General features: G+C 62.7%; 24 protein-coding genes. 6 read left to right on the top strand and 18 right to left on the bottom strand.

The genetic code is table 11. The features are described 5' to 3' along the window. The first annotated feature begins 5 nt into the window (after positions 1 to 5). Genes OHL11_RS08810 through tsaE form a run of 3 tightly spaced genes read left to right on the top strand, consistent with a single transcriptional unit; the run spans position 6 to position 3,291 of the window. Positions 6 to 1,244, top strand: a complete 1,239-nt coding sequence (locus OHL11_RS08810) for a penicillin-binding transpeptidase domain-containing protein (RefSeq protein ID WP_263371116.1) — start codon at positions 6 to 8, stop codon at positions 1,242 to 1,244. 44 nt (positions 1,245 to 1,288) lie between these two features. Further along, entirely contained in the window at positions 1,289 to 2,842 is a 1,554-nt protein-coding gene (locus OHL11_RS08805) for an NAD(P)H-hydrate dehydratase (RefSeq protein ID WP_263371115.1), read from the top strand. Then, on the top strand, positions 2,842 to 3,291 hold the full coding sequence (gene tsaE / locus OHL11_RS08800) for a tRNA (adenosine(37)-N6)-threonylcarbamoyltransferase complex ATPase subunit type 1 TsaE (RefSeq protein ID WP_263371114.1): 450 nt from the start codon (positions 2,842 to 2,844) through the stop codon (positions 3,289 to 3,291). Before OHL11_RS08805 ends, tsaE begins: the two co-directional genes overlap by 1 nt. Positions 3,292 to 3,922: 631 nt before the next feature. Here tsaE and OHL11_RS08795 read toward each other — a convergent pair. The 8 genes from OHL11_RS08795 to OHL11_RS08760 all read right to left on the bottom strand — a co-directional run bounded on the left by OHL11_RS08795 (position 3,923) and on the right by OHL11_RS08760 (position 12,924). Then, the gene (locus OHL11_RS08795; RefSeq protein ID WP_263371113.1) at positions 3,923 to 4,654 is read right to left on the bottom strand and encodes a class I SAM-dependent methyltransferase; all 732 of its coding nucleotides are present in this window, start codon (positions 4,652 to 4,654) and stop codon (positions 3,923 to 3,925) included. A 127-nt stretch (positions 4,655 to 4,781) separates the two neighbouring features. After that, entirely contained in the window at positions 4,782 to 5,084 is a 303-nt protein-coding gene (locus OHL11_RS08790; RefSeq protein WP_263371112.1) for a DUF59 domain-containing protein, read from the bottom strand. A 3-nt stretch (positions 5,085 to 5,087) separates the two neighbouring features. Continuing rightward, complete coding sequence (locus OHL11_RS08785; RefSeq protein ID WP_263371111.1) at positions 5,088 to 5,498, bottom strand: hypothetical protein; 411 nt, start codon at positions 5,496 to 5,498, stop codon at positions 5,088 to 5,090. A 15-nt stretch (positions 5,499 to 5,513) separates the two neighbouring features. Further along, positions 5,514 to 6,467: a polyprenyl synthetase family protein gene (locus OHL11_RS08780; protein ID WP_263371110.1), complete on the bottom strand. Its 954-nt coding sequence runs from the start codon at positions 6,465 to 6,467 to the stop codon at positions 5,514 to 5,516. Continuing rightward, on the bottom strand, positions 6,457 to 8,169 hold the full coding sequence (locus OHL11_RS08775; RefSeq protein ID WP_263371109.1) for a 6-pyruvoyl-tetrahydropterin synthase-related protein: 1,713 nt from the start codon (positions 8,167 to 8,169) through the stop codon (positions 6,457 to 6,459). Before OHL11_RS08775 ends, OHL11_RS08780 begins: the two co-directional genes overlap by 11 nt. Positions 8,170 to 8,189: 20 nt before the next feature. Then, on the bottom strand, positions 8,190 to 8,735 hold the full coding sequence (locus OHL11_RS08770) for an MOSC domain-containing protein (RefSeq protein WP_263371108.1): 546 nt from the start codon (positions 8,733 to 8,735) through the stop codon (positions 8,190 to 8,192). 9 nt (positions 8,736 to 8,744) lie between these two features. Beyond that, positions 8,745 to 11,816, bottom strand: coding sequence for a penicillin acylase family protein (locus OHL11_RS08765; RefSeq protein ID WP_263371107.1), 3,072 nt, complete (start codon positions 11,814 to 11,816; stop codon positions 8,745 to 8,747). A gap of 13 nt (positions 11,817 to 11,829) precedes the next feature. After that, a complete protein-coding gene (locus OHL11_RS08760) occupies positions 11,830 to 12,924 on the bottom strand; it encodes a CPBP family intramembrane glutamic endopeptidase (RefSeq protein WP_263371106.1) in 1,095 nt (364 codons plus the stop codon). A gap of 87 nt (positions 12,925 to 13,011) precedes the next feature. Between OHL11_RS08760 and OHL11_RS08755 the strand changes: the two genes are divergently transcribed. Then, on the top strand, positions 13,012 to 14,010 hold the full coding sequence (locus tag OHL11_RS08755; protein ID WP_263371105.1) for a phosphoesterase: 999 nt from the start codon (positions 13,012 to 13,014) through the stop codon (positions 14,008 to 14,010). Positions 14,011 to 14,072: 62 nt separating this feature from the next. Here OHL11_RS08755 and rseP read toward each other — a convergent pair whose 3' ends face one another. Next, entirely contained in the window at positions 14,073 to 15,479 is a 1,407-nt protein-coding gene (gene rseP / locus OHL11_RS08750) for an RIP metalloprotease RseP (protein ID WP_263371104.1), read from the bottom strand. Positions 15,480 to 15,515: 36 nt separating this feature from the next. Continuing rightward, the gene (gene dxr / locus OHL11_RS08745; protein WP_263371103.1) at positions 15,516 to 16,691 is read right to left on the bottom strand and encodes a 1-deoxy-D-xylulose-5-phosphate reductoisomerase; all 1,176 of its coding nucleotides are present in this window, start codon (positions 16,689 to 16,691) and stop codon (positions 15,516 to 15,518) included. A gap of 210 nt (positions 16,692 to 16,901) precedes the next feature. Between dxr and OHL11_RS08740 the strand changes: the two genes are divergently transcribed. Both OHL11_RS08740 and OHL11_RS08735 read left to right on the top strand, forming a co-directional pair. Then, positions 16,902 to 18,308, top strand: a complete 1,407-nt coding sequence (locus tag OHL11_RS08740; protein WP_263371102.1) for an alpha/beta hydrolase — start codon at positions 16,902 to 16,904, stop codon at positions 18,306 to 18,308. After that, positions 18,305 to 19,885 (top strand): GMC family oxidoreductase, encoded by a 1,581-nt coding sequence (locus tag OHL11_RS08735; protein WP_263371101.1) that lies wholly within the window; start codon positions 18,305 to 18,307, stop codon positions 19,883 to 19,885. The genes OHL11_RS08740 and OHL11_RS08735 overlap by 4 nt, the downstream gene beginning before the upstream one ends. Positions 19,886 to 19,893: 8 nt before the next feature. On the opposite strand, the gene OHL11_RS08730 is transcribed toward OHL11_RS08735, so the two are convergent. The 8 genes from OHL11_RS08730 to OHL11_RS08695 form a co-directional block, all read right to left on the bottom strand. Continuing rightward, positions 19,894 to 20,193, bottom strand: coding sequence for a PAAR domain-containing protein (locus tag OHL11_RS08730; protein WP_263371100.1), 300 nt, complete (start codon positions 20,191 to 20,193; stop codon positions 19,894 to 19,896). Positions 20,194 to 20,203: 10 nt separating this feature from the next. Then, the gene (locus OHL11_RS08725; protein ID WP_263371099.1) at positions 20,204 to 20,533 is read right to left on the bottom strand and encodes a hypothetical protein; all 330 of its coding nucleotides are present in this window, start codon (positions 20,531 to 20,533) and stop codon (positions 20,204 to 20,206) included. Between the two features lie 18 nt (positions 20,534 to 20,551). Next, entirely contained in the window at positions 20,552 to 21,397 is an 846-nt protein-coding gene (locus OHL11_RS08720) for a phosphatidate cytidylyltransferase (protein ID WP_263371098.1), read from the bottom strand. Positions 21,398 to 21,454: 57 nt separating this feature from the next. Further along, entirely contained in the window at positions 21,455 to 22,186 is a 732-nt protein-coding gene (locus tag OHL11_RS08715) for a hypothetical protein (protein WP_263371097.1), read from the bottom strand. 166 nt (positions 22,187 to 22,352) lie between these two features. Further along, positions 22,353 to 22,712, bottom strand: a complete 360-nt coding sequence (locus tag OHL11_RS08710) for a hypothetical protein (protein ID WP_263371096.1) — start codon at positions 22,710 to 22,712, stop codon at positions 22,353 to 22,355. A 74-nt stretch (positions 22,713 to 22,786) separates the two neighbouring features. Beyond that, the gene (uppS, locus tag OHL11_RS08705; protein WP_263371095.1) at positions 22,787 to 23,701 is read right to left on the bottom strand and encodes a polyprenyl diphosphate synthase; all 915 of its coding nucleotides are present in this window, start codon (positions 23,699 to 23,701) and stop codon (positions 22,787 to 22,789) included. Positions 23,702 to 23,848: 147 nt separating this feature from the next. After that, entirely contained in the window at positions 23,849 to 24,418 is a 570-nt protein-coding gene (locus tag OHL11_RS08700; RefSeq protein ID WP_263371094.1) for a helix-turn-helix domain-containing protein, read from the bottom strand. A 235-nt stretch (positions 24,419 to 24,653) separates the two neighbouring features. Beyond that, a complete protein-coding gene (locus OHL11_RS08695; protein ID WP_263371093.1) occupies positions 24,654 to 25,283 on the bottom strand; it encodes a nicotinamidase in 630 nt (209 codons plus the stop codon). Positions 25,284 to 25,502 lie beyond the last annotated feature (219 nt).

Raw genomic sequence — 25,502 nt, 5'->3', positions numbered from 1 at the left:
GGACGTTGAAACTCGGGCTGGCGGCAGTACTGATCTCCGCTGTGGCAGCAACGGCCACGGCACAAACGCACAAGCGTCCGAGCGCGGCCCATGCTCACACGGCGGCCCCGCACCACTCCGCGGCGCACCAGGCTGCGGGCGCGCATCATGCGCCTGCGGGACGCAGCGTGAGGCGCCAGGCTTCGAGCCGCCACGTGGTCGCTCATCGCGGAGTCCGCGTACACGCCGAACGCTTTTACACTTCGAGCTTTGTCACCACGCCGCAGGGGCAGGGCGATGTCGTCGACGGCGAAGACCCTGTCGTGCGCGCAGCCGCTATTGAAGCGCTGGGCAACATGAATGGCACGGTGCTGGCAATCGATCCTTCGAGCGGCCGCATCCTGACGATAGTCAACCAGAAGCTCGCGCTGAGCGCAGGCGCGGAGCCTTGCTCGACGATCAAGGTGATGGTCGCGCTCGCCGGTTTGAAAGAAGGCCTCGTGAAGGCCGACACGCCGGTGAGCCTCGGCGGACATTACTCGCTGGACCTGACTCATGCGCTCGCGAAGAGCGTGAATCTGTACTTCGAAGTGCTTGGTCGCGCGTTGGGCTTTGAGCGTGTGAAGCACTACGCGAACGAGTTTGGCCTGGGCGAGCTTGCGGGCTATAACATCGCGGGCGAGCAGCTGGGCACGTATCCCGATGTGCCTCTTCCGCAGGCGCAGGGCGGCGTGGGCCGCATGTGCTCGTTTGGCGAGAGCATCAACATGACGCCGCTGCAGCTTGGCGCAATGGTGTCGTCGATCGCAAACGGCGGAACACTCTACTACCTGCAGCATCCGACGACGCCGCAGGAAGTGAAAGACTTCCAGCCAAAGGTGAAGCGCCTGGTCGACATCAAGGACATCGTCCCGGAGATCATGCCGGGCATGAGCGGCGCAGTGAACTACGGCACCGCGCGTGGACTTCATGCAAGCTTCGTGTCATTCCCCGTGTTGGGCAAGACAGGCACGTGCTCGAACAACGGCACGCGTTACGGCTGGTTCGTGAGCTACGGCGACGCACCGACGGGCCGCATCGTGACGGTGGTCTTCCTCAATGGCGATCACAATGTGGCGGGGCCGCGTGCGGCGGAGCTGACGGGCGTGTTCTACAAGGCGATGCAGAACCGCAATTACTTCGCGCCGAACGGCACGGCTCCTTCGCAGCAGTCCCCGACGACGAGTGCATCGCTCGTAGGCGCAAGCGAACACGCGGGAAGATAGCTGCGCTCCGCAGCGCAGAGCCTGCATCCAACAAGCGAGGCGCAATGAAGATTCTGACAGCAGCAGAGATGGGCGAGGCGGACAAGCGTTCCGTCGACGCGGGTGTGTCCGTTCACGATTTGATGGAGCAGGCCGGCGCGGCTGTTGCGGCGTTCGTGCGCGAGCAGTTTCCTGATCGCCGCGTGATCGTGATCCTCGCAGGCAAGGGTAACAATGGCGGCGACGGGATGGTCGCAGCGCGAGAGCTTGCGGAAGGCTACGGCGATGTGCGCATTGCGCTGCTTGGCCGTGAAAGCGAACTGAAGGGCGACGCGCTGGCCGCTTGGGAAGCCGCTGGCGAAGCGGCGAAGATCGAGTGCGAGAGCATTGATGATTTGTTCGCGGCGCTCGAGGGCGCGGAGCTGGTAATCGACGCGATTGTAGGCACGGGCTTCAAGCCGCCGCTGCGTGGTTTGGCTGCGAGCGCGAAAGATATTCTCGATGGCATTCTGCTGCCCGTGGTGGCGGTGGACCTGCCGAGTGGATGGGATGCGGACTCGACCGAGCAGACCGTGGATGGAGCCTGCCGAGCGAACGCGGTGGTGAGCTTTGCGGCTCCGAAGCTGGCGCACGTCTTCGGCCACCTCACGGCGCCGGATGTTTTCGGGCCGGTGCTGGTCGCGCCGATCGGCACGCCGGAAGAGGCGATCGTCTCTACGCAGAACCTGACGTGGGCGGGTGCCTCGAAGGAGATCACCGAGACGCCGCGCAATATCAACTCGAACAAGGGCCGCTTCGGGCATGTGTTGATCGTGGGTGGAGCGTTGGGCAAAGCGGGCGCGCCGTCGATGGCTTCGCTCGCTGCGCTGCGTTCCGGGGCCGGGCTGGTGACGGCTGCTGTCGAGCGCGAGATTCTGCCAACGGTAGCGAGCGTGGCTTCGGAATTGATGCTGACGCCGCTTGACCTTGCTGCAACCAGCTTTGATTCGTTGACCAAGGGCATCAGCATCGTCGGTCTGGGGCCGGGGCTTGGTACGACGGATGCCGCGAAGTCGTTCGTGGAGCGCTTCATTCCGGCAGTGGATCTGCCGATGGTGATCGACGCTGATGCATTGAACATCTTGTCGGAGGGCCGTCTTGGTTTGCTGAAGCAGGGCAAGCCGCGCACCTTTGTGCTGACGCCGCATCCGGGTGAGATGGCGCGTCTGCTTGGCGTGACGGTGAAGGAAGTGGAAGCGGACCGCATCAACCTCGCGCGTAAGTTCGCCACCGAACATGGCGTGACGCTGGTGCTCAAGGGATGGCGCACGCTGATTGCGCATCCGGATGGGCGCATCGCGGTGAACACGACCGGCAATCCGTCGATGTCGAAGGGAGGCTCGGGCGACATTCTTACGGGGATCGTTGCGGCGTTGGTGGGGCAGTTCCCGGACAACGTTGCCGAGGCCGTGGAGACTGCGGTGTATCTGCATGGGCTTGCAGGCGACTTCGCCTGCGCCGCGCAGGACGAGCATACGGTGCTGGCTACAGACACCATCATGCATTTGTTTGAGGCCTTCCGCTCACGCGCGGTGGATGGCAACGAGATGACCTGGCTTACAGGATTGGCGGTGCGGTAGTGAGAGAGTGGACGCGCGAAAAGCGGCTGAAGACGCGCAGCGTAAATGGCACGCTGGCTTTGGGCGAGATGATCACGGAGTTGCTGGCGGCCCCGAAGCTGGTGGTGCTGCGTGGACAGCTTGGCGCCGGTAAGACGACGCTCGTCCGCGGCATGGCGCAGGCCATCGGCGCGGATGTGAGCGAGGTTTCGAGCCCGACCTTCACGCTCGTGCAAGAGTACAAGGGCCGCAAGACAACGCTCTACCATCTCGATCTTTACCGTCTGGAAGAAGAGCGTGAGCTCGAGAGCATTGGACTGTGGGAGTTGGTCGAACAGCCGAACACGCTGGTGATGGTGGAGTGGGGCGATCGCTTCGAGTCTGTGATGGAGCGTGCGGATGCTGAGATCCAGATGGGACAGGGCGAGGAAGAGAACGAGCGTTTGCTGCTGATTCACTGGCGCGACTAAAAAATCCAAGCTGGTTGCGTCGGAATCGACGTGCAGGCAACACAAAGGCCGCGAGGTGATCGCGGCCTTCTCCTTTGTACTGGAAGCGTCCTTCGTGTTTCTCTTCGTGGCGCTGTGCAGCTTTGGTACGAGTGAGTGCTACAGGTGTTGCAGGTGTTACTGGTTCTTACAGCGAGCGCCAGTCAGCGTTCGAGCGGTCACGCATGCCGATGAAGGCGGGAACGAAGACGGTAAGAGCAGCGAAGGTAGTGGTGATAGCAAAGTACATGATTCCGTCTCCAAGTTTCAGGCGCACGAGTGTCCCCCGGCGCGAAGCCCAATGTTTTGGGGTTTCAAGGGTATGTGTATCGGTGAGGGCAGGGACGGGGTCATGACCCGGCTGTCGCAACACTGATGTGGTTCCGAGTCTGTCGGCCTGGATGCGCTTCAACGCTGGGCGTCGTGGCGTTCCGGCTCTGCTTCTAGAACCTTCTATGTTCTAGAGTACAGCAAACGGTCGTTGGATGCACTTTTATCGACACGTTTGTTCGATAAACGGCTTCGAGAGGGCGGTTCGTTTTCCAGCCGACTCAGCCAACAAAGATCTATACGCAGGCGGTTCAGCGGAAGTTCCGGATTTTCGAAAGATTTTCTACTGACCGCGAGGATGGAAGCGATAGATGGCGCAAAGTTCGTCGCCGGTAGAGCCGTACTCGGTTTGCTGGGCTATTTCGGCCAGGTCTGCGAGGTGGTCGTCGGTGGACATGGGGACGCGGCCGAGCCAGATGCGACGGAAACAGGGATCGCGGTCCAGCAGCGAGTCGTGCTCGGCATTGGCGTAGATGAGGTCGAAGGGCTGCGGGGATTCGGCTTGCTCTGACTCCACGTGCCGCAGGAAGCGGTTGAGCAGCTTGGCTTCAAACGGGTGAAAGAGGAAGGCGAGCGTCGGCGCATGGGGCAGCGGGTGCGTAGTCGCGTCGGCGTGGTGCAGCATGATGGGCGCGAGCGCTTCGGCGGTGGGGTCCGCGCCCCAGATAGCGAGGTTGCGCTGGGCGATCGCGTACATGGCGGGGCTGAGCTCGATGCCTTCGATGCGGCGGAAGGGAAGCTGCGAGGCGAGCATCATGGCACGGCCTTTGCCGGCGCCGACGTCGAGGAAGACGGTCTGCTCGATGGGGCTCTGCGGGTGAAGCTGCTGCAGCCAGAGGTCGGTGAGCCCGGTGAGGATTGACGGCGCGATGCCGTAGTAGGCCGTCAGGTCTTCGACTTTATGGGTCGTGCCTTCGGCGATCGCCGGGCCAGGGATGAGGCCGGAGGTGTCCGTGCCATGCGCGCGGTCGAAGGGATGGACGGCTGGGGCGATCGGCTTTTTACGCGGCGGCATAAGAGCGAGGGTATAGGGTGTAGGGTTTAGGGTCTAGCGAAGGCTCGCATTCAAAGCTGCGAAGAGACGACAGAATGCCAGAGATCCAGGGGTCCGGAGTGTCAGGGTATCGTTCGGAGCCCCGGATTTATCGCAGCATCGGGAAGAGCGGTGGCAGCATTTTGATCTCGGTGCCAGAGATCGCCTCGAGCCCTGCGAGGCGATTGGCGATCTGGGCTTCGAGCTGTGCGTTCAGCGTGTCGTCGCTGGAGGGCGAGAGGATGCTGAGCTTCGCGATATAGCGCGAAGGCACGCCGCGGATGCCCTGGCCGGGAGCCTCGGTATCGAATGCGAGCGCGTGCGACTGCACGAGGCGCGCTTCCACGATGTTGCGCTTGGAAACGGGGTCGAAGCAGTCGCGCAGAGCTTGGAGGAGGTCAGCGTCAGTCACGGCTTAGAGGGTGGTGTCGGCGTGCTGCTGCGTGCAGCCCTTCAAGTGATGCTCGAGCGGGTCCTTCCACGCAGGATCGTTCTTGTGCGAGCGATAGAACTCAAGCCATGTCTGGCAGCCGCGGACTTCGGAGAGCAGGTCGGCGTTTGCCTTGAGGTTAGGCGGCGTCACGCTGGCCTTCGCCGTTTCGAGGTCCTTGATGCCTGCCTCGAACTGGTCGGCGCTGGCGTCACGCAGGCTGGCTGCGTGGTCGAACGCCGTCCACACAGGGTTGCTATCGCCCGCTGAGGCAACAGCTACGGGCGTGGCGGCGACGGAGGCCGCGTGCTTGGACTGCTGGAAGGTCCAGACCTTCCATGCACCGACGAGCAGCACGAGAACGAGCAGGATGATCTGACGAGGCTTCAGGGTCATAGGAACTCCGTGCGTTTAGTGCTTGCGGTCGACGAGGTAGTTGGCAACGGCCTTGAGCGGTTCAGCGGCTTCGCCGAAGGGCGCAAGCGCGGCAAAGGCATCGGCGATGAGGGCCGCAGCGTCTTTCTGCGACTGCTCGATACCGTAGATCGCGGGCCACGTGGACTTCTCGGTGGCGGTGTCCTTGCCAGCGGTCTTGCCAAGCTCTTCAGAGGTCTGGGTCATGTCAAGCACGTCGTCGACGATCTGGAAGGCGAGGCCTGCCTTTTCGCCGAAGGTGCGCAGCGCGGCGATGAGGTCGGCGTGCGTGTGGTCCAGCGACTTGCCTTCAGCGGCGAGCTTTGCGTCGAGGCCGAGGATGCCACCACAGACGATGCTCGTCGTAATGAGCGCGCCCGTCTTGGAGCGGTGGATGCGTTCCACGCCTGCGGCGGTGGGCTGCTGGCCTTCGCCTTCGATGTCTTCGACCTGGCCACCGATCATGCCGTAGGGAATGCCGGTTTCGGGGCCGACGCCGGTGCCGATGGCGAAGCTGAACTCCTTGATGATTTCGACGATGGCGGCGGGGCGTACCTTGAGCTGCGCAAGCGTCTGGAAGGCGAGCGTCTGCAGAGCATCACCGGCAAGGATCGCGATAGCTTCGCCGTATACGACGTGGCAGGTGGGCTTGCCGCGGCGCAGGTCATCGTTGTCGAGCGCGGGCAGATCGTCGTGGATCAGCGAGTAGGTATGCACCATCTCGATGGCGGCGCCGAGTTCGACAGCGGCGTCGGGCAGCGTGCCTGCAACGGCGCGCGCGGCTTCCATGGCGAGCACGGGGCGCAGGCGCTTGCCACCGGCGAAGGTGGAGTGGCGCATGGCGCGGTGGATCGAGTGGGGCGCGGTGGTCGCTGCTGGGAGCAAGCGCTCGAGGGCCTCGTCCGCGAGGACGACGCCGGACTTCAGAAGGGTTTGAACATCAACGGGCATGGTTGTCAGATTCGATTTTACGGGAATCGGTGTGGAGGCGCGCGAAAACCGCCAAGGCCAGGAGAGAGAGAGCGATTCCCAGCCAGTGGTCGAGGCCGATATGCCATCTGAGATTGATCTTGGAGATGCCTGCGGGCAGGGCGAGAGCGATCAAGCCGTCGTCGCGCCTGAGGAGCTGCGCGGGTACATCGTTCACCGTGACGCGCCAGTCCGGATAGGCGCGGCGGTTCATCACGAGGATGCGCGGGCGTTGCAGTGCGAGCTGGATCTGCTCGGGCGTAGAGCCGGAGAGGGTATGCGCGGGGTCGGGGTCACCGAAGTCGGTATCGGGTGCAGTGGCGTTGGGGTTCGGCGTGGTGTCGGGCGCGAATTCGCCAGGGCTGTCGGCGAGCCAATAGGGCGGATCGTCGAAGCGGAGGAAGTCATTGTCGGCGTTGTTCGGGGTGTACTCGTCGGTGGAGGGGACGCCGTGGGAGGTGTCGAAGCGGGCAGCAATGTCGGCAGGTTGGTCGCCGCGTGGGCATGCGTGGAGGTAGCGCTGCGAGAGCGGGAGGCTCAGCGCGAGGACGATGATCGCGGCGCAGGGGATGGCGGCTCGCTGCGGTAGACGGCTGCAGAGCGGCAACGCTGCAAGACACGCGAAGGGCGCGAGCACGGTCATGAAGCGCCACGGAAATTGCAACACGTGAAGCGCGGGAAGGTGTTGCCAGAGGATGAGCGACAGCGGCAGTTGTGCTAGCGCGATCACAGCGGTGAATATCGCCGCAGCGCGGAGTAGAGGCGAGGGTAAGCTGCGTTTCTGCCGCCATGCGATAAATAGCAGCACGGCCGAAGCTGCGAGGAGTGCCAGCGTGATGCGGCTTACCTGGGCGTCCACGAAATCGTGCGCCGCGTCGGCCGTGTGCGCGAAGAGGAAGTTGGCTGCGACGCTGAGGCCGGGCGCGAAGGCGGAGTCCACTTGCACGAAAGCGCGCTCGTAGATGGCAGGCACGAGATAGATTGCTGCGAGGCTCACGCCCAATGCGAACGCTGCTACGAAGCGACCCAGGATGCGCGTGAGTTCGGTACGTTTCGCGCGGAAGATGCGCAACACTCCGAGGAGTGCGAGGACATAGCAGCCCATGATGCCTGCGGGCACATTGGTGAGCCAGAGCAGTGCGAGCGGCCACGCAAGCGATGCGATGCGCGGCTGATCTTCCAGCGCGGCGGCGATGAGCCATGGCATCCAAGCGGCGGCGAGCAACTCTGCGAAGGCTGTGCGCTCCCACGCCGTGAAGAGCAGATAGGGGTTCGCAACGTAGAGAGCCGATGCCAGGAATGCGGTGTGTGGTTCCGCATATCGGCGAGCTACGAAGAAGAGGGACAACGCAGCGCTGGAGAGAACGAGCACCGTGTACGTCGCTGGAACGATGCGGAAGGGGAGCAGTAGTGTGAGCAACCCGCCGAGCATCCACGAGAGCGGTGGATAGAAGGTGAAGCGCGGCTCGCCCGCGTTCCACGCGGCGTTGAAGTCCCATGCAGGGTAGAGCGTGCCGTGCCGCAGCTGCTGCGCGGCGTCGAGCCAACTCCCCATGTGGAAGAGGATGTCGTGTCCGCAGGCCGCGCCTGCGCGGAGCAACGGCAGCGAGGCGATCAACGCGAGCAGCACGCAGAGCATGGCCCAGCGAATTGTCGGCTGCTTGGAATGGGGCGCGGAAGGCATTGCGTCCATTGTGCCTGAGCCTAGACGGGACGCAACGGCAGATGTGGTTCAGCGGGGAGTTCAACGCGGATTTCGTCATGCGGGTAGACGTGTCCGCCGGTGAGCACGATGCTCATCACACCAGCGCGCCGCGATCTCTTGCCGTCGTCGCCGCGTTCTCCCCAGAGATGTTGTTGCAGGCCGTTGCGGAAGCCGTCGATCTGTGAGCAGGGGGTGCGCAGCCCGGTGAGCTGCACGATCGCTTCGTTGCCGAGATAGAGCCGCGTGCCCTCGGGCAGGCTGAGCAGATCGACGCCACGCGTGAGCACGTTTTCTCCGAGGCCACCGTTGGGGATCTCGAAGCCGAGTGCGCGCAGATCATCGAGCGCTTCGCCGGCGAAGAGGTGCACCTGTGAGTGGTTGTACGTCGTCGGGTCTTTGCGCTTCAGGTAGAGGTGCTGCACGGTACGTCCGCGGTGAGCGTCGCCTTCCACGCCTTCGCCCTCGATGAGCAGGATCGACAGCTGCGGCTCTTTGCTGAAGCCATGCTTCGGACTGATCGACACAGATTCGACAACGGCACTCATGCTTTGAGCTTACTGCGGCAGCAGCTTCAGCGTGTGTTGGACTTCGACGTTTTCAAGCGGCAACGCAAAGGTTGTGCCTTCGTGATACGCCTTTGACTGGTCCAGGGCGTGAGGGCTGGCAAGGTTGCCGGACTGGCCGGACGGCAGGTTGGCCGTGTTGCTGTCCGCCGACGAAAGGTCCGCGGTGAAGCGTTCGCTTGCGCCGAACTTCTTCGCCGATGCGTTCACGGTGGTGCTGTCGCCATCCACGGCCTGCGGGCCGAGGCCCACAGGCGTGCCGAGCAGGAAGCCGAAGTAGCGTCGATGCGTGCCGAAGATCGGGTGTGCGATGTCCTGCTTGTGGACGTCGGCGTACTTCCATCGCGCAAGATCATGCGGCGCGCCGTGTAGCGCATCGAGCGTCACCGTGGCGAGCAGATCGTTCCACGTCGTGATGCCTTCAGGAAGCCAGCGCGCAGGCTGCAGCAGCACAAGCTTCTCCATCGCAGAGTTCGAAGCTGTCCAGTGATAGAGCGAGGCGAGCTCTTCGACCTTCTTGTCGTTCGGCTTCAAGTGGTCGTGTTTGCTGATGGCTGCGTTCAGCAACGCGGCGCGCAGAGCGGGCTTGATCGCATCGACGATGGCGGCGGCGCTGGAGTCGGTCGTCATGCGGCCGTCAAAGCTGCGCAGCAGATCGGCAGCGGCCTGCAAGCGCTTGGTGTCACCCTTCACGTTGTGCGCGTGGTCGATGGCGTAGGCCACGCGTTGCGCGAGGAAGTGATCGTAAGCCGAGTAAGCATCGGTTTGCAGCGCGAGCATGTCGGCGGGCGTCAGGCCATCGCGCCTTTCCAGGCGGCGATAGATGCGCTCGGCGCGATAGGCATCCACCCACTCGTTGGAGAGCGTGTAGGGATAGTCGTCAGGAGTGATGCGCGCGTTCGCTGTGGCGATGACGCCGTTGGCCGGGTCGACGATGGAGGGTAGCTCGTCGAAGGGAACGACGCCCGCCCACGCTGCGCTGCGGTCGAGCGCATCCACGGGTGTGTTGGCGATGGCTGCGCCCACAACGTAGTCGATCACAGGCTTCATCGGCGCGATGGGTTTCTCGACTGGCGGCTCGGGCTTCGCAACGGGGCGCGGTTGCTTGATCTGCGGAGGCAGCGCGCGGTGGCGACCACGTACAGGCGCGACACGCTGAGGCTTTGCCGGCTCGCGACGAACGACGCGGCGACGGCGCTGCGGCTCCCATGCCGAGAGCAGGAGATGCGGCGCGCCGAAGTTCATCTCGCGCATGGTGGCCTGCGTGTCGGGCTCGTTGTCCGGCACGGGCTCGGTGGTCTGCTCAGGCGTCGGCTGGCCGAGGTCGAGTGTCGGCAGCGAGCGCGGACGGCGGTCCATCGAACCGCGCACTGGGATCATGCCGATCGCGTGATAGCCGATGTGCTTCTGGTCGTCGGCCCACACCAGATTGAGCGACGGTCCACCGAAGTTGCGGAAGGCCTGTGCGAGCTGAACGCCCGAGCTGGCTTGCGCGACGCTCAACGACGGCAGATGCAGAGCGTCGCTCGCGTAGAGGATCCACGCGAGCGACAGCGAGCGGTGCTCGCTGGGGAAGAGTGGCGAGATGATCGGCGCGGCGATGGTCTTTGCGCCGAGCGGATGTTCGGTGGTCTGTACGTCGAGGTGCACGTCGCGTCGTGCGCGCACGTGGATGATCTCAGGATGGTGCGCGACGGCGGTCCAGGAGCCGTCGGCTCGCTGGTACTCAGTCTGTGCGCCGGTGCCGCGTGTGTGCTCGATGTAGACGTCCTGCACATCGCCGCCGAGGTTCGTGAAACCCCACGCGACGTGCGCGTTGCGGCCCACCATGATCAGTGGCATGCCCGGCAGCGAGAAGCCTGCAAGCGCAATGCCCGGCGCATGGAGCTGCGTTTCAAACCACAGGTTCGGCAGGCTGAGGCCAAGATGCATGTCGTTCGACACGATGGGCGAGCCCGAAGCGGAACGCGCTGCGGAGACAGCCCAGTTGTTTGAGCCCGCGCGGCAATCGCTGCAGCTCGTGGGCGCGAGCATCTGCTCGCGGTCGAGCAGGTCTGCCGGGGTAGCGAGCTTCGACTGCGTGGAGTCGAGCGGAATCTGCTCGATGGACTCGACGGGTGTCGAGAGGTCCTTGCGTGGATCGGATGGAATGCGGTCGCGGAAGGTAGAGGTAGGGTAAAGATCGCTGGCGAGATCTGCCGGAAGATGCTGTGCGAGCGCTTCGCGATCGAGCTTCGTCGGGAAGCTCGTTGAAAGGTCCTGCCACATGGCAAGCATCACGAGCACGGAGTCGCGCGGCGTCCATCGCGTGGGCAGGTAATGCAGCACGCTGAACTCGACTGGCAGCGCGTTCACGTGGCTGTCGATGTAAGCGTTCACCCCGCGCGCGTATGTCTCAAGCTGATGGCGTTCGTCGTCGGACATTGCCGCCACAGCATTGTCGGCGGTGGCACGCAGTTGCAGGATGCGCTGCTGCCGATCATGGTCGAGCATGGACGAGCCGAGCACTTCGGCGAGTTCACCGGCAGCGTGGCGACGCAGCATATCCATCTGCCACAGACGTTCTTGCGCGGTGACGTACCCTTGCGCTTCGAGCAGATCATCGATCGATTGCGCGGTGATGCTCGGCACGCCCTGCGCATCATGCGTGATGGTGACGGCCTGCTTGAGTCCTGCGGCGTGAGCTGTGCCGTCAAGTTGCGCGATGCTGGCGCGGAGATCGTGCCGCGAAGAGAGGATGAATCCACCGGTCGCTACGCCGCAGAAGAGAAGCACGCCGGCGGCGCTGAAGGCGGCGATTCTGCCCCAGCGGCGGGGCTTTTGAGAAGGCGGCGAGGGGCGCGTCGGTGTGCTCTCCTGGCGGGCCTTCCAGCGCGAGACGGCATCGCGCGCAGCGGCGCTTGCGGCCGCAGCTTTGGCTTCGGCTTGCTCGCGCAGTGACGGGCGTTCGGGCGCGTCTTCTTCGACGGCTCCGCGACGCGTTAGCAGGCGCGGTTCGACGGTTTCCGAGGACTCCGCAGACGGTGTTGCATCAGGTTGTTGCGGCTGCTCGAAAGGCTCCATCTGGCCTTCAATTTTAGGCGAGCGTATTGTGGAACCCACCCGCATCCGGGGTTGCCTGAGCGATAGGTGCCGAGGCTGATTCGGCCTCGGGCGGAGGCAGAACGCCGCGCCTGGAGAGGTGAATCGCACCCACGGTAAGCAGCAATGCGAGGCTTGCGAAGATGGAGCCTTCCGGCCCGGCGCTTCCGCCGGAGAGCAGCGTCTTGCCCTGTGCGTGGGTGACGAACAGTCGCCCGACGGAGATGTTGCCGCTGTCGGCGACGCCAAAGAGGAAGCTCTGCGCCCAGTCCCAGGTCATGTGGAAACCTACGCCCCACCACAGTGATCCGGTGTGGAAGACGGCGTAGCAGAAGACGATGCCCGCGAGAAAGACCTGAAAGATGCCGAAGGCGTTTTCACCGCCGTTGCCGAGATGCGCGGCCGCGAAGAGCAGGGACATGATCGTAGCTGCGAGCCAGAACGCGACCGCGTGTACGTTGCTCGGTGCGATGCTCTCGGCAAGCCCCCATACACCGCGCTTGAGCGTGTAGAGCAGATAGCCGCGGAACATATACTCCTCCGCGAAGCCGACGCAGAGGAACGCGAGCAGCCATTTGAGAGCGTAGGACGCTGCGGTGACGCCGTGGACGTTCACGCCATCGAAGACGAGCCAATGTCCCGCGCGCAGAACAACGACGATTGCGCACATCATCACGAGGCCCCAGATGGCTCCGGGGAGAAAGTCGCTGCGACGCTGTTTGCCCAGGCCGTAGTAACCGAGCGGGCGGTGCTCGCCCTTGGAGAAGAACCAGCAAACGCCCAGCAGTGCGAGGATCTGGATGCCATCCTGCGTGATCGGCGAGGACGGTACGAAGGGGAGGTGGAAGTGTGACGAGGGTTGGCCTGGATGTTGCTCTGCCTGCTGTTGTGCTGCGATCACTTCCTGCATGTGGCCGCTGACGCCGAGCGAGAAGATGCTGGAAAACATGAGTATCGCGACCGTCAGCACAAGATAAATCGACATGCCCCAACCGGCGCGCAAACCAAAGCGACCGAAGAAGATCGGATTTTCCGGGGAGTGATGCGGTGCGAACGACGGTGTTTGCGGCTCGGGCGTGAGCGGATCCATGAGGCTCCTGATGAGGCTGCGTGAGGTTGCACCCAGCATACGCGATATGCTGGATAGCGTTTGCCGCACTCGGCTGAGGTATTGCTTGTGAACTGTCGCGTCTTCTTCCATGACAAATGTTTCGACGGAGCCTGTTCGGCTTCGCTCTTCGCTCGCTTCCATCGAGAGTGTGTCGGTACAGCTTCCAGCTTCGAATACCGCGGGCTCGTGCATCGCGCGGGGAAGATGTTTGAAGAAGAGTGGTTCTTGAACGATGGCGAGAACGCGATCGTCGACTTCAAGTACGATCCCTCCGAGAAGCTAACGTGGTGGTTCGACCATCATCAGTCCGCGTTTGCCACTGCAGAGGATGAAGCGAAGTTCAGTGCAGGGCAACAGAACGCTGACGGCACGCCCGGACCGCTGGCGATGCGGCAGTTCTTCGATCCGAAGTACATCAGTTGCACCGGCTGGATCGCGCACATTGCGAGCACGAAGTTCGGCATGGATGTGAAGCCGCTCGAGGAGCTGATCTATTGGGCGAACATCGTGGACGGCGCGAAGTATGAGAGCGCAAAGTCTGCCGTGGAGATGGAAGCTCCCGCGATGAAGCTCACGATGGCCATCGAGAGTGCGCAGGATGCGGAGTTTGGTCAGCGCATCATTCCGCTGTTGACGGAAATGTCTTTGCAGCAGTTGCTCGAGCAGCCGTTTGTCGCTGAGCGCATCGCTCCGCTGCTGGAGAAACATCGCGCGCAGATCGCATTGATCGGCGAGCGCGCTTCGTTGGAGCGCGAGGTGATTACGTTCGACATCACTGACCAGCCGACCGAGGGCTACAACAAGTTCATCCCGTACTACTTGCACCCGGACGCGACATACAACGTGGGGCTGTCGAAGTCGAGCTTCCGCACGAAGATCAGCGTGGGCACGAACCCGTGGACGACGAAGCCTGCAAGCGATCTGGCGAACATCGCGGAAATCTGCGAGTCGTATGGCGGCGGCGGTCACCCGCGTGTGGGGGCGATCAGCTTCCCGGTCGATAAGGAAGCCGAAGCGCGCAAGGCTGCAGCAGAGATTGTGGCGATGTTGCGCGACCGCGCGTAAGTGCTGGGTACAACGAAGAAAGCCCCGCAAGGTTGCGGGGCTTTCGTTGTTGCAAGTGCGTTCTAGTGATGAATGTGCAGCTTCGTGATGTCGTTGAAGAGCACGAAGACGGCGAACATGATGAGGCAGACGAACGCGACCTGATACACGCGCTCCTTCACCACAATGCTGACGTCGCGACGGATGATGCTCTCCCACAGCAGGAAGATGATCATGCCGCCATCGAGTAGCGGCATCGGCAGCAGGTTGAAGATGCCGAGGTTGATCGAGATCATGCTCATCACGCGCAGCACGGTCCAGATGCCGAACTGCGTAGCCATGTCGATCTCTTGCGCGATGCCGACAGGGCCGCTGAGCGCCTTCACCGAAACGTGGCGAATGACGAGGCTCTTCAGCGTCTTGAAGATCTGGCGCGAGTCATCGAGGTTGTCCTTGAAGGACTCCTGCACGGCTGCGAAGAAGGGCAGGTGCACGATCTTCGCAGGCGACGGCTTATTCGTGAAGCCGATGCGATACGCGACGGAGCCGGTGCCGTTATCGAGCTTCTCCGGGACGATCGGCAGCTGCAGCGTTTGTCCGCTGCGAAGCACCGTCAGCGTAGAAGGCTTGCCGGCTTCGTCCTGCAGATAGGCGAGCAGTGCGGCGACCGAGTGCGGAGCGAAGTCGTTGATGCGCGAGAGCTGATCGCCTGCGAGCAGGCCAGCGCGCTCTGCAGGCGTACCTGCGGCGACGGAGTAGACGCCAATGGGGCCGGCCTGTTCACGCGGGATGAGACCAATCGCCGGAAGCATCTTCGACGGATCAGGCTGCTGATCATCGCCGCCGGAGAGCGAGCGGATCGTGCCGCTATGCGCTTCGCCGTTGTGTCTCCAGGAGACAGCGAGGTCGCGGTTCAGGTTGAGCGCGCTGTTGTTCAGCACGTCCGTCCATGTGGGGTTTTTCGTGTCTCCGTAGACAGTGAGCGTGTCGCCTGCGGCGATGCCGATCGCTGCTGCGCCGCTCTTCGTCGGAACGTAGTCAACAACGGCAGGGCCGTCGAGGTACTCATCCACCGTATGGTGGAACATGCCGACCAGCGTGAGCAGAAAGAGCGAGAGGATGAAGTTCGCAAACGGTCCCGCGAGTGCGATGAGCACACGCTGCCAACGCGGACGCGCGTTGAACTCCGCCGGATCATGCGGGCGGTCAGCGCCGTGAAGGTCGATGCCTTCGTCAAGGCGACGCTCGGCGGGATTGTCGTTGTCGCCAGCCATTTTGACGTAGCCGCCCAGGGGCAGCAGCGACAGGCGATAGTCTGTGTCGCCGCGCTTGATGCCGATGATGCGTGGACCGAAGCCGATAGAGAAGGTCTCGACGCGCACGCCGCAGAGCTTCGCCATCGCGAAGTGGCCGAACTCATGCACGAGCACCATGATGCCCAGCACGATGGTGAACTCGATAGCAACGAGAAGAATGTGGGCTGCGTTCATGAAGTGGGCGACCGAACTTTCTCTAGAGGTGCAATGTCAGGCGGTTACGGCCTGGTTTTGTGCGATGACTTCGCGTGCCTGCTGGCGCGCATGCTGATCCAGTGCCAGAACTTCCTGAATAGATGCAGGAGAGGTCGAAGGCGTCAGCGCAAGCACGCGCTCAATCGTACGCGGAATGCCGAGGAACGGTAGTTCGCCCTTAAGGAACGATGCCACGGCGATCTCGTCGGCTGCGTTGAGCGCGATGCAATGCGCCTGCGATGCGGCTGCGGCTTCGTACGAAAGACGCAGGCAAGGAAAGCGCTCTAGGTCGGGCTGCTGGAAGTCGAGCTGAGCCAGCGCGGCCATGTCGAAGATGAGGTCGCTGGACAGGCGCTCCGGATAAGCCATCGCATAGAGGATCGGCAGGCGCATGTTCGTCACCGAGATCTGCGCGAGGATGGAGCCGTCGATGTACTCGACGAGTGAGTGGATCGTCGACTGCGGATGTACGGTCACCTTCACGCGGTCGGGCGGAAGGTTGAAGAGTCGGCAGGCTTCGATGATTTCGAGGCCCTTGTTCAGCATGGTCGCCGAGTCAATGGTGATGCGCTGACCCATGACCCAGGTGGGATGCTTAAGCGCCTGCGCGGGTGTGATGTGCTCGAAGTCGGCCAGCGGCGTGTTGCGGAAGGGGCCGCCCGATGCGGTGAGCCAGATCTGCTTCACCTCGTTGGCGGTACCTGCGCGCAGTGCCTGGTGAATCGCGTTGTGTTCGCTGTCGATGGGCAGCAGCGCCACGCCGCGTTCGCGCGCAGCGGCGAGGATCAGGTCACCCGCAGCGACGAGTGCTTCCTTGTTTGCAAGACCGATGTCCTTACCCGCGAGCACTGCGGCATAGGTGGCTTCCAGGCCCGCGACGCCGACGATGGCCGCAACGACGAAGTCCACCTCAGGCAGCGTGGCGACGCGAACGGTTCCAGCGGTGCCGTGGACGACTTCCACGCCGATCACGCCAGCGGCCTTGAGCTTCGCGGCAAGCTCGGCGGCGAGCGCTTCGGTGGAGATCGAGATGACCTGCGGACGCCAGCGCACGCACTGCTCAAACGCGAGCGCAAGGTTGCTGCCCGCAGCCAAAGCGATGGGATGGAAGTGTTCGGGATGAGACTCGCAGATGCTGAGGGTGCTCGTTCCGATGGAGCCGGTGGAGCCAAGGATGGCAATCTTCTTCACCGGTCTATTTTCGCAGATCGGTGTTGGAAATGCAGATCGGTATTGGAAATGCAGAGTCTTTGCTGAGTCACATCTATGGATGCTTGTCGTAGCGGCTTTCCGGACGGATCGGTTTCAGCATCTCCGAATTCTCGCGTCGAGATTGGGCGAGACGGAAACGTCTCGGCCGCGACGCCCGGCAACGTCGCCCAGAGCTGCATCTAACCGGCCATGTTGAATGTTCGCGTGACGGGTTCGCAGGGGCCCACGGTCGTGATGTTGCACTGGCTCGGTGGGACTGCTGAAAGTTGGAATGAGGTAGCGCAGGAGCTGCTGCGCTGGGGTGTGCGCAGCGTGGCGATCGATCTGCCCGGCTTCGGTGGATCGGCGGATGTTGAGCCGGCTGACGTCGCGATGATGGCAGCGCAAGCGATCGCGGCAGTACGGTCCGTGGAGCCGATAGGCGATTGGTTCCTGATAGGGCATTCGATGGGCGGCAAGGTGGCCGCCGTGCTCACGCACGAGGCTGAACGCGGCGACGGTGACCTCGCCGGACTGCGCGGTGTGATGTTGGTTTCGCCTTCCCCTGTTAGCCCGGAGCCTATGCAGGAGTCGAAGCGCGCTGAGGTCATCGAAAAGCTGGGAAGCGATGGTGCGGATACGCGGCGCGATTTCGCGCGCGAGTTCGTGAAGCAGAACACGGGGAAGCTCGCGCTCTCTGACGCTGTGCTGGAAGACGCTGTGGAGCAGGTCATGGCGAGTCGTCCCTCCGCCTTCCGTCGCTGGATGGAGGCAGGTAGCCGTGAAGACTGGAGTGAACGCGTTGGCGTTCTGGCGACGCCGACTATAGTTTTCGCAGGCACGGCGGAGGCGGAGTTAGGTGCTGACCAGCAACGGTTACTGACGGCGGCACATTTCTCCAATGTCACCGTGACTGCGCTGGAAGGTGCAGGACACCTTTCGCCGATCGAGCGTCCAGCGGAGTTGGCTCTGCGCTTCGCGCAGTTTATGGAGTCGCGCGGGGTGTCTTTACAGCGACAGACTGAGGCTCTGAACGACACCTTCATTGCGTTGATCGACTCTGCACAGACTTCGTCACAGACTCGCGCTGTGATGAAAGACCGCCTTCGATCAGGCAAGGGTGCCAGCAGTATTTTCAGCGAGGAGACCTCCGTAACGCTGCACGCGCTTGTGCATTGCATCGTGCCGCAAGCCGGCTTCGACCTGGCGCGCAAGCTGGAGGACACGCTTGCGCAGAGAGCGGGAGACGGATGGCGGTTCGATGCGCTTCCTGCGGATCCTGAGGCATGGACGGCAGGACTGGCGACGCTGAACCATGCGTCCATCGCGCGTTGGGGGGTGAACTTCGCGGCGCTCGATCAGGAGAAGCAGCAAATGATCGTTCAAGCTGCACAGGATGGGGAACTGCATCGAGGTGTTGCTGGCGCTCTGCATCTGGGTGCGCGGGCGAACGATGCAACTGCGGCGCAGATGAAGCTTTGGATAGAAGATGTGCGCGGTGATCTGGCTCGGCTCTATGTGGCCGACCCTCGCGCGATGCAGCGTATCGGGTTCGACGGCTTTGCCGACAACAATGGCTTCGTCGTCATCACAAACGCGAGCGAGGTCGGAGCATGAACCGTCTTGGAAGCTTGCGCGCTTCGATGCAGCGATTCACGACGGCAGAGGAAGTGGATGCCGTCGTGATTGGCACAGGCGCTGGCGGCGCTCCGCTGCTGGCGAAACTGGCGAACAAGGGCTTGCGTGTCGTGGCTCTGGAGGCTGGGCCTTGGTTCGAGTCTCCTGCGGATGAGTTCGCCACGGACGAAGTGGACGCGGCGAAGATCTACTGGACGGATGAGCGACTGAGTGCCGGTGAGACTCCGCTTGTCTTTGGTGCGAACAACAGCGGCACAGGCGTTGGCGGAAGCACGCTGCACTGGGGCGCATTCGTGCCGCGCGCAAACCCTGACGACATGCGGTTGCGCAGCGATACGGGCGAAGGTGTTGACTGGCCGATTCGCTATGCGGAGCTTGAACCGTACTATCGCGAGGTCGAGGAATTCATCGGCGTCAGTGGACCGGAAAGTTATCCATGGGACGCCACGCGCCACTATCCGCTGGGGCCAATCGCCATCAACAAGCCGGGTGTGTTCATGCAGCGTGGATTTGCTGCACTGGGGCTACGCACCGCGGCTGCGCCGATCGCGGCGGTAAGCGAGCGCTATGAAAGACCGGAGTATGGCGCGCGCGAAGCCTGCGTGAATCGCGGCTTTTGTCATCAAGGCTGTCGCAACGGCGCGAAGGCCAGCATGGATGTGACGTACCTTCCGTGGGCGGTGGAGCGTGGCGCTGAGATTCGCGAACGTTGCTTTGTGCATGGTTTTGAACGCGATGATGCGGGCCGCATCACGGCGGTGCTCTATCGTGACCTGCGCAGTGGACAGGCGATCGAGACTCGGCAGCGTTGCAAAGCTGTTTTCCTGTGCGCAGGCGGAGTGGAGAGCGCGCGTCTTCTGCTTCATGCGGAGATCGCAAACGGAAGTGGAGAGGTTGGCAAGAACTTCACCGCGCATGTGGCCACGCAGGTATGGGGCACGTTCGGGGAGCGCGTGAAGATGAATATCGGCTTTCCTGCGACGGTGATTTCCGAGGACCTGCTTCGTCCGAAGGACGCGAATTTTGCGGGCGGCTACCTGGTGCAGAGCCTTGGCGTCGTGCCGGTCACGTGGGCGCAAAGCGTGGCGCGCGGTCGCGGTTTGTTTGGAGCCGCGCTCCAGAGCTATCTCGACCAGTACAACTTCGTCGCGGGCATCGGGATCAACGGAGACTGTTTGCCAAGCGCGAAGAATTATCTGGAGCTTTCGGATGAGGTTGACCACAGTGGCCTCAAGAAGCCGCGCGTGTTCTTCTCCTATGGCAAGAACGAACTCGCGATGGAGCAGCACGCGACGCGCGTGATGACGGAGGCGTGGCAGGCTGCGGGCGCTTCGGACATCTGGTCGTTGCGGCGAACGGCGCACATCATCGGAACCTGCCGCATGGGGACGGATGCAAACCAGAGCGTCGTTGATCCGCACGGGCGATCGCACGAGGTCGAGAACCTATGGATCTGCGATAACTCAGTCTTCCCGAGCGCGTTGGCAGCGAACCCTGCGCTCACCATCATGGCACTTTCGCTGCGGACGGCGGACGCGTTTCTGCGCGGTGTGTAGAGGAGAATCTAGTCGCCGATGAGCACGGTCGGTAGGCCGCTGGCGATCGCTCCACCATGTGCCGTCGTGTCGCCCATGCGAGCCGCAGGTCTGCCGCCGATCATAACGGTGCTGGAGCCTTTCACAATGACGTCGGGAGGGCCGACGCAGATCGCCATATCTCCCACGACGGCAGCGAGCAGACCGCCGATGAGCACAGTAGGTTCGCCCGGACCCACGATCGGGCCGCCAATGTGCGGAATCGGCGGAGAGAGTGGCGTCTCCATCGGGCAGGTGTGCATGTCGGTGATACGAGCGGCTGGGGGCATCGGAACCTCGCTAGTTGATCATGACCAGTGCGCCTTTGACGACGGTCTCGCCAGAGGAGGAAAGCTCCGCGGAGTTGCCTTTCGCAGTGAAGTTCGCGAGAGCTGTATGCGTAACGTTGACCCCGGAAATTGCTGCCTCCGTGCCGGCGCTCAACGTCAGCGTCGTTTGGCTGGCTACCGTGACCCCGTTGCCGTCGAGGGTGATCGTGTGGCCACAAGCGCGCAACGTCAGCGAGTCGGTGTGCTCGTCGTATTGCACAATCGATTCGAGCAAGGCAAGACGCTGCTGCAGAGCTTCGATCTGTTCCTGCAGGGAAAGCTTCGGAGGGGAGTCACTCATGCGAGGACTATACCCGCGCTAGAAGCTGCCGAGTGAGAAGTATTCCTTCACGACCCAGACAAACCACAGCACGGGCGCGGCGAGTAGCAGCGCGTCGATGCGGTCGAGGACGCCACCGTGGCCGGGGAGCAGTGTGCCGGAGTCCTTCACGCCTGCGCCGCGCTTGAGCGCAGACTCAAGCAGGTCGCCGAACTGTGCGGCGATGTTCAGCAGGATGGCGAGCAGAACGTATTCCCACCACGGTGCCGAGGTATGCAGGCGCGTGTAGCCGGAGCCGTTGGTCGAAAGCCAGTTGCCGAGCGCGATGAGCGCCATGCCGAAGCCCACTGCGGCGACGACCGAGGCGATCGCGCCTTCCCAGGTCTTGTTCGGTGAGAGTGTGGGCGCGAGCTTGCGCTTGCCGAAGTTCTTGCCGACGTAGAGCGCGGCGATGTCTCCGCACCAGACGCAAAGGAAGAGGAAGAGCAGGAGCGCGGTGCCGTTTTCGAGCGACCAGATTTGCGGCAGCAGCGTGAGCGGATAGGCGATGTAGACGAGTAGCAGCACGCCCGAGGCGGTTTCGCCGAGCACGCGGTCCACGCCAGTGGCGAGAGCGTTCCACGCAAAGAGGACAAGCGTGGAGAAGACGACGGCCGTGATGGTGTCCTGCGGTCGCAGGAAGACGGCGAGGAAGAAGAGCGCGATGGCACCGATGGTCCACCACATGGGCACAGGGCTCTTCATGGCGGCAGAGATGGTGCGGTACTCCAGCGCAGCGAGCACGGCGATGGCTCCGGCGAGGAGCGTGATCATCCACAGCTTGCCGAGTAGCACAAGCGAGACGACGATGGCGATCAGAACAATTGCTGTGAGGATGCGCTTCATTTCGTAGTTGAGGATATAACGCGGGGCCGCCGGATGCACTCGACGGCCCCACGCCGGCTATACCGCGCAATTCGGCATGTGATTCTCCTGGCAGAACTGCTCCTGCGCTTTCTTGGCGTTATCGACCGAGTGGCGGAAAGCGACGATGCCTCCCACCGTGGCGGCGACGAAGACGCCAATGACGATGAAACCCGCAGTTCTGGCGACCTTGCGATCGTGTGCGATCTTACGGTCAAGGTAGCCGAGGTCGCTCGTTTCCTGGGGCGTGAGTGCGACGCCATCCAGCAGTTTCACCTGGCTGACGACGTTGCCGATCGACATGGCGAAGAGGTCGCGGGTGTGATCGTAGCCTGTGAGGGCAGGCACCGTGATGCTCCAGAGCGGATCCTCGGTCTTTGGATCGACGACCGTCAGCTGCAGGTAGGGATTGTGGCCGTGATAGGCGACGCCGTGCGGAGAGTAGTAGGTGTAGGGCTGTCTGGTGGGGCTGATCTCAAAGACCACATCTGCCTTCGACGGGTCACGGGTGATTTTGAACTGGCCCCATGCGCGCATGGCTGCTTGCAGGAGTGGTGTGGCGTTGACCTCGGCCTCCGACCAGCCGAAGGGCTGGCTGACGTCGACGATGGCGATGGTGTGGGCCTGTTGTAGCAGCTGCTGGGCTTCCACCTCGGGGGAGACGGAGGCGGGAGATTGTTGCGGCTGCTGCGCGTGTGCAAGCGGGGTCGCGACGATGGCGGCGACGAGCATGGCCGCGATGGCGGACTGAATACGATAGATGATGCGCATGACTGGTTCCTCTCCTGCAGGCCACGTGGGCCTGCGAATCCGGGCGCACTGGGCCGCACCGATGGGTGCAGCGGCGTGAAGGCTCGGAAATGCTCATGGGGGACTCAGCGCGTGTGGCTACGCGGTGAGTTCAGGGTGGGGTGAGCAAGGGAGTTGTCGTGCGAGGCTATTCGCGGAGAGTGAAGCGATCACGCTGCGGAGCGACACGGAGGACCTGGCGCTCGCAGCTCGTGTAGCTGCGCTTGATCTCGTTGCGGAGCAGGAACAGCGCAGCAAGCGCCAGCGCTGCAGCAAGCGGTGTGTTGCTTGTGAACGGCGGTTGAGGCTGTGTGTTGAAGACGGTACGCAGCAAGGCGAACTTCGTCTGCGGAGCCGTTGCGCCAAGCTTGATCAGCGGCTGGGCGCAGCGTTCGAGGTTCGCCTGATGCGCGACCTTGTGCGTCAGGTGCGCGGTCTGGCTGAAGAGCAGAACGCAGCAGAGCATCGCAGCTACGACAAAGGCGTATGTGCGACGTGCGGTGTGCATTGCGGCTCAACCTCTCAGTGATTAGTGAGAACGCAAGCCCGTGCAAAAAGTTTTCTTGAGACGGAAGTATTTTGTTAGCGTGCGAGTTCGGCTTCGCTTGGCAGCACGTCGCTGAGGTTCTCGTCGGTGGTCTCGCCCAGACCGCCGAAACGGCGTTCACGCTGCTGGTAGGACTGGATGGCTTCGAGCAGATGCTGGCCACGGAAGTCCGGCCATAGGCGATCGGTGACGAAGATCTCCGAGTAAGCAAGCTGCCACAGCAGGAAGTTCGAGATACGCTGCTCGCCCGAGGTACGAATGACCAGATCGGGGTCGGGCATGTGCGCGGTATAGAGGTTCTGCGCCATCGTGTTTTCGTCGATGCGTGCGGCGATCGCTTCAACATCACCGCCTTCCGCGGCGAGCATGTCTTCGATGGAGATGCCGCGCTGGTGCGCTTCGGCGAACATCTTTGCGACGACACTGCGAGCGGAGTCGACGATTTCGGCGCGCGAGCCGTAGTTGAGCGCGAGGGTGAGCGTGGTGCCGGTGTTCCTGGCGGTCTGCTCCTCGGCCCAGCGCATGGTCTCCTGCACGTCGTCGCTCAGCTCGTGTGTGCGACCGATGTAAGCCATGCGGATGTTGTTCGCGTTCATGCGATCGACGTTCGCCACAAGGAAGCTCTTGAGCAGCTTCATCAGGAAGCCGACTTCGGTCTCGGGGCGGCGCAAATTATTTTCGATGGAGAAGGCATAGAGCGTGATCCACGGCACGTCGATGCGCGAGGCGGTTTCGACGACGTACTGCACGCTTTCAGCGCCCTGCTGATGGCCGAGAAAGCGCTTCAGCGCCCGCTTGCCGGCCCAGCGGCCGTTGCCGTCCATGATGATGGCGACGTGCTGCGGCATGCGGCTCTGGTCGAGCGCATCGTAGATGCGGCGCTCGTCAGGCGTCAGTTCATGCGCGCGGTTGGAGCGCTCGTAGATGCGGGATGTTTGTTGCTGGGCCAAGGGTGTTGCTCTCGCTCCTCGCAAGGTTAGCAAAAATGGAGAGGCGTCGCAGCCACCGCTCTCCACAGAATGGAGTGCGAGGCCACGACGCCTGAGGAAAAGAGGTTGTAGCAGCCCGCTTCGTTCGGCCGAGCGAGCGTGCGGGGCTTAGGCCAACTTGCGGCTGCGGCCCTGTGCGAGTTCACGCACATGGTTGAGGAAGATCGACTTCTGCGTCGAGTTCAGGTGCGCGGCGTACTTGGCGATCTCGGCCAGGAACGGGTCCGAGGTCAGCATGGCGGCCTCGTCCTTGTGGCGCGTCGGCGCATCACGGAGCAGGGCAGAAATGTCCACCTGCAGGGCCTTTGCGAGGCGGTCCAGCGAAGACAGCGTCGGCATCGCCTTGCCGTTTTCGATCTTGGAAATGTAGGTGCGGGGCACGTTCATGCGAGCCGCAAGCTGGCGCTGCGAGAGGTTGCGCACGCGGCGCAGATCACGGACAGCCGTTGCGACCTGGATCGTACCTTCGGCTTCTTCCTCGACAGGCGCCGGGACGAGCGAAATGGTGGACTGGGTCTTGGGAAGCTCCGGCAGCAAGGACTTCTTGCAGCGGCGGCAGATATCGCTTGCGGTCCGGAACTGGACCAGCTTGCAATGATCGCACTTGAGGACTTCGCGATCAGCCGCGACCTCGTGTGCTGCGGTTGCGACGGCGACGGGCGTCATCGAGATTGCCATTATTTAGTTTTCGCGGACGGCTGCCAGAGCGGGGCGCCGACCAGTCACGTCCGATAACGGAGGTGAACGATGTGCCTAGAGTGACACCCCGTATCGAGTGAGTCAAGGGTTATCTCGGAGATACTCCCCAAAAAGTAGGAGGAAAGCTGGAAGAGAACCTAGGTAGTAAACACCGGGTTCAGGCGGAGCGCGATGGTTCGCCCGCTATCGCGTTGTGCCGAAAGGGGATGGAGGTCTAATTTTCGCTCAGGTTGCGCTGCGTGATGTTCGCGGCGTCGAAGAGCATCTGCATCGTCTGGGCTGTGGAAGGTGCAACGGCCCGCGTAAGGTCTTCGAGCACGACCGCTTCAAAGCCGAGCTTGGCCGCGTCGAGTGCTGAATTGCCGACGCAATAGTCATACGCAAGTCCGCAAAGGAAGATGCGAGTGAGGCCGCGTTCGCGCAGGTAGCCCGCGAGCCCCGTCGGCGTGGTCTTGTCGTTCTCGAGGAAGGCGGAGTAGCTGTCGATCTCGCGGCGAAAGCCTTTGCGGAGGATCAGCTCTGCGTGCGGGATGTTGACGGCGATCTCCGCGCCGCGCGTGCACTGGAGGCAGTGATCGGGCCACAGATGCTGCTTGCCGTAGGGAGCCTCGTGGATGTCCACGAACGGCTGCTTGCCGTGCGTGGAGGCAAACGAGATGTGCCCGGCGGGGTGCCAGTCCGCGGTGAGGATGACGTGCTCAAATTGCTGCGCAAGCTGCTCAATCGGTGCGATGATGCTATCGCCACCGTCGACGCCGAGCGCGCCTCCGGGAAGGAAGTCATGCTGCATGTCGATGACGAGGAGCGCGTCGGTAGGGCGGAGTTCGAGCGACTTCTGAGGCATGGGGTGAGCATACGCCTGCGGTATCGTTTCGCAATGGCACGAGCGAGGTACGGATGATCTCGAAGCGGACTATTTGCTGGCTGGTTCTGTTGCTCATCGCGACGGGTGGGATGATCGCGGGAGGATGGGACGATTTGCGTTCGTGTCGCGAATTTCAACGAACACATGACGCGAGTTCAGCTCGTGACACACCTCGCGAAGGTGTAGCGTTCGATCCCT

The organism is Granulicella cerasi (assembly GCF_025685575.1).
In the GTDB taxonomy this organism is placed as follows: Bacteria; Acidobacteriota; Terriglobia; order Terriglobales; family Acidobacteriaceae; genus Granulicella; species Granulicella cerasi.
This window is presented reverse-complemented; position numbering and strand designations above follow the sequence as displayed.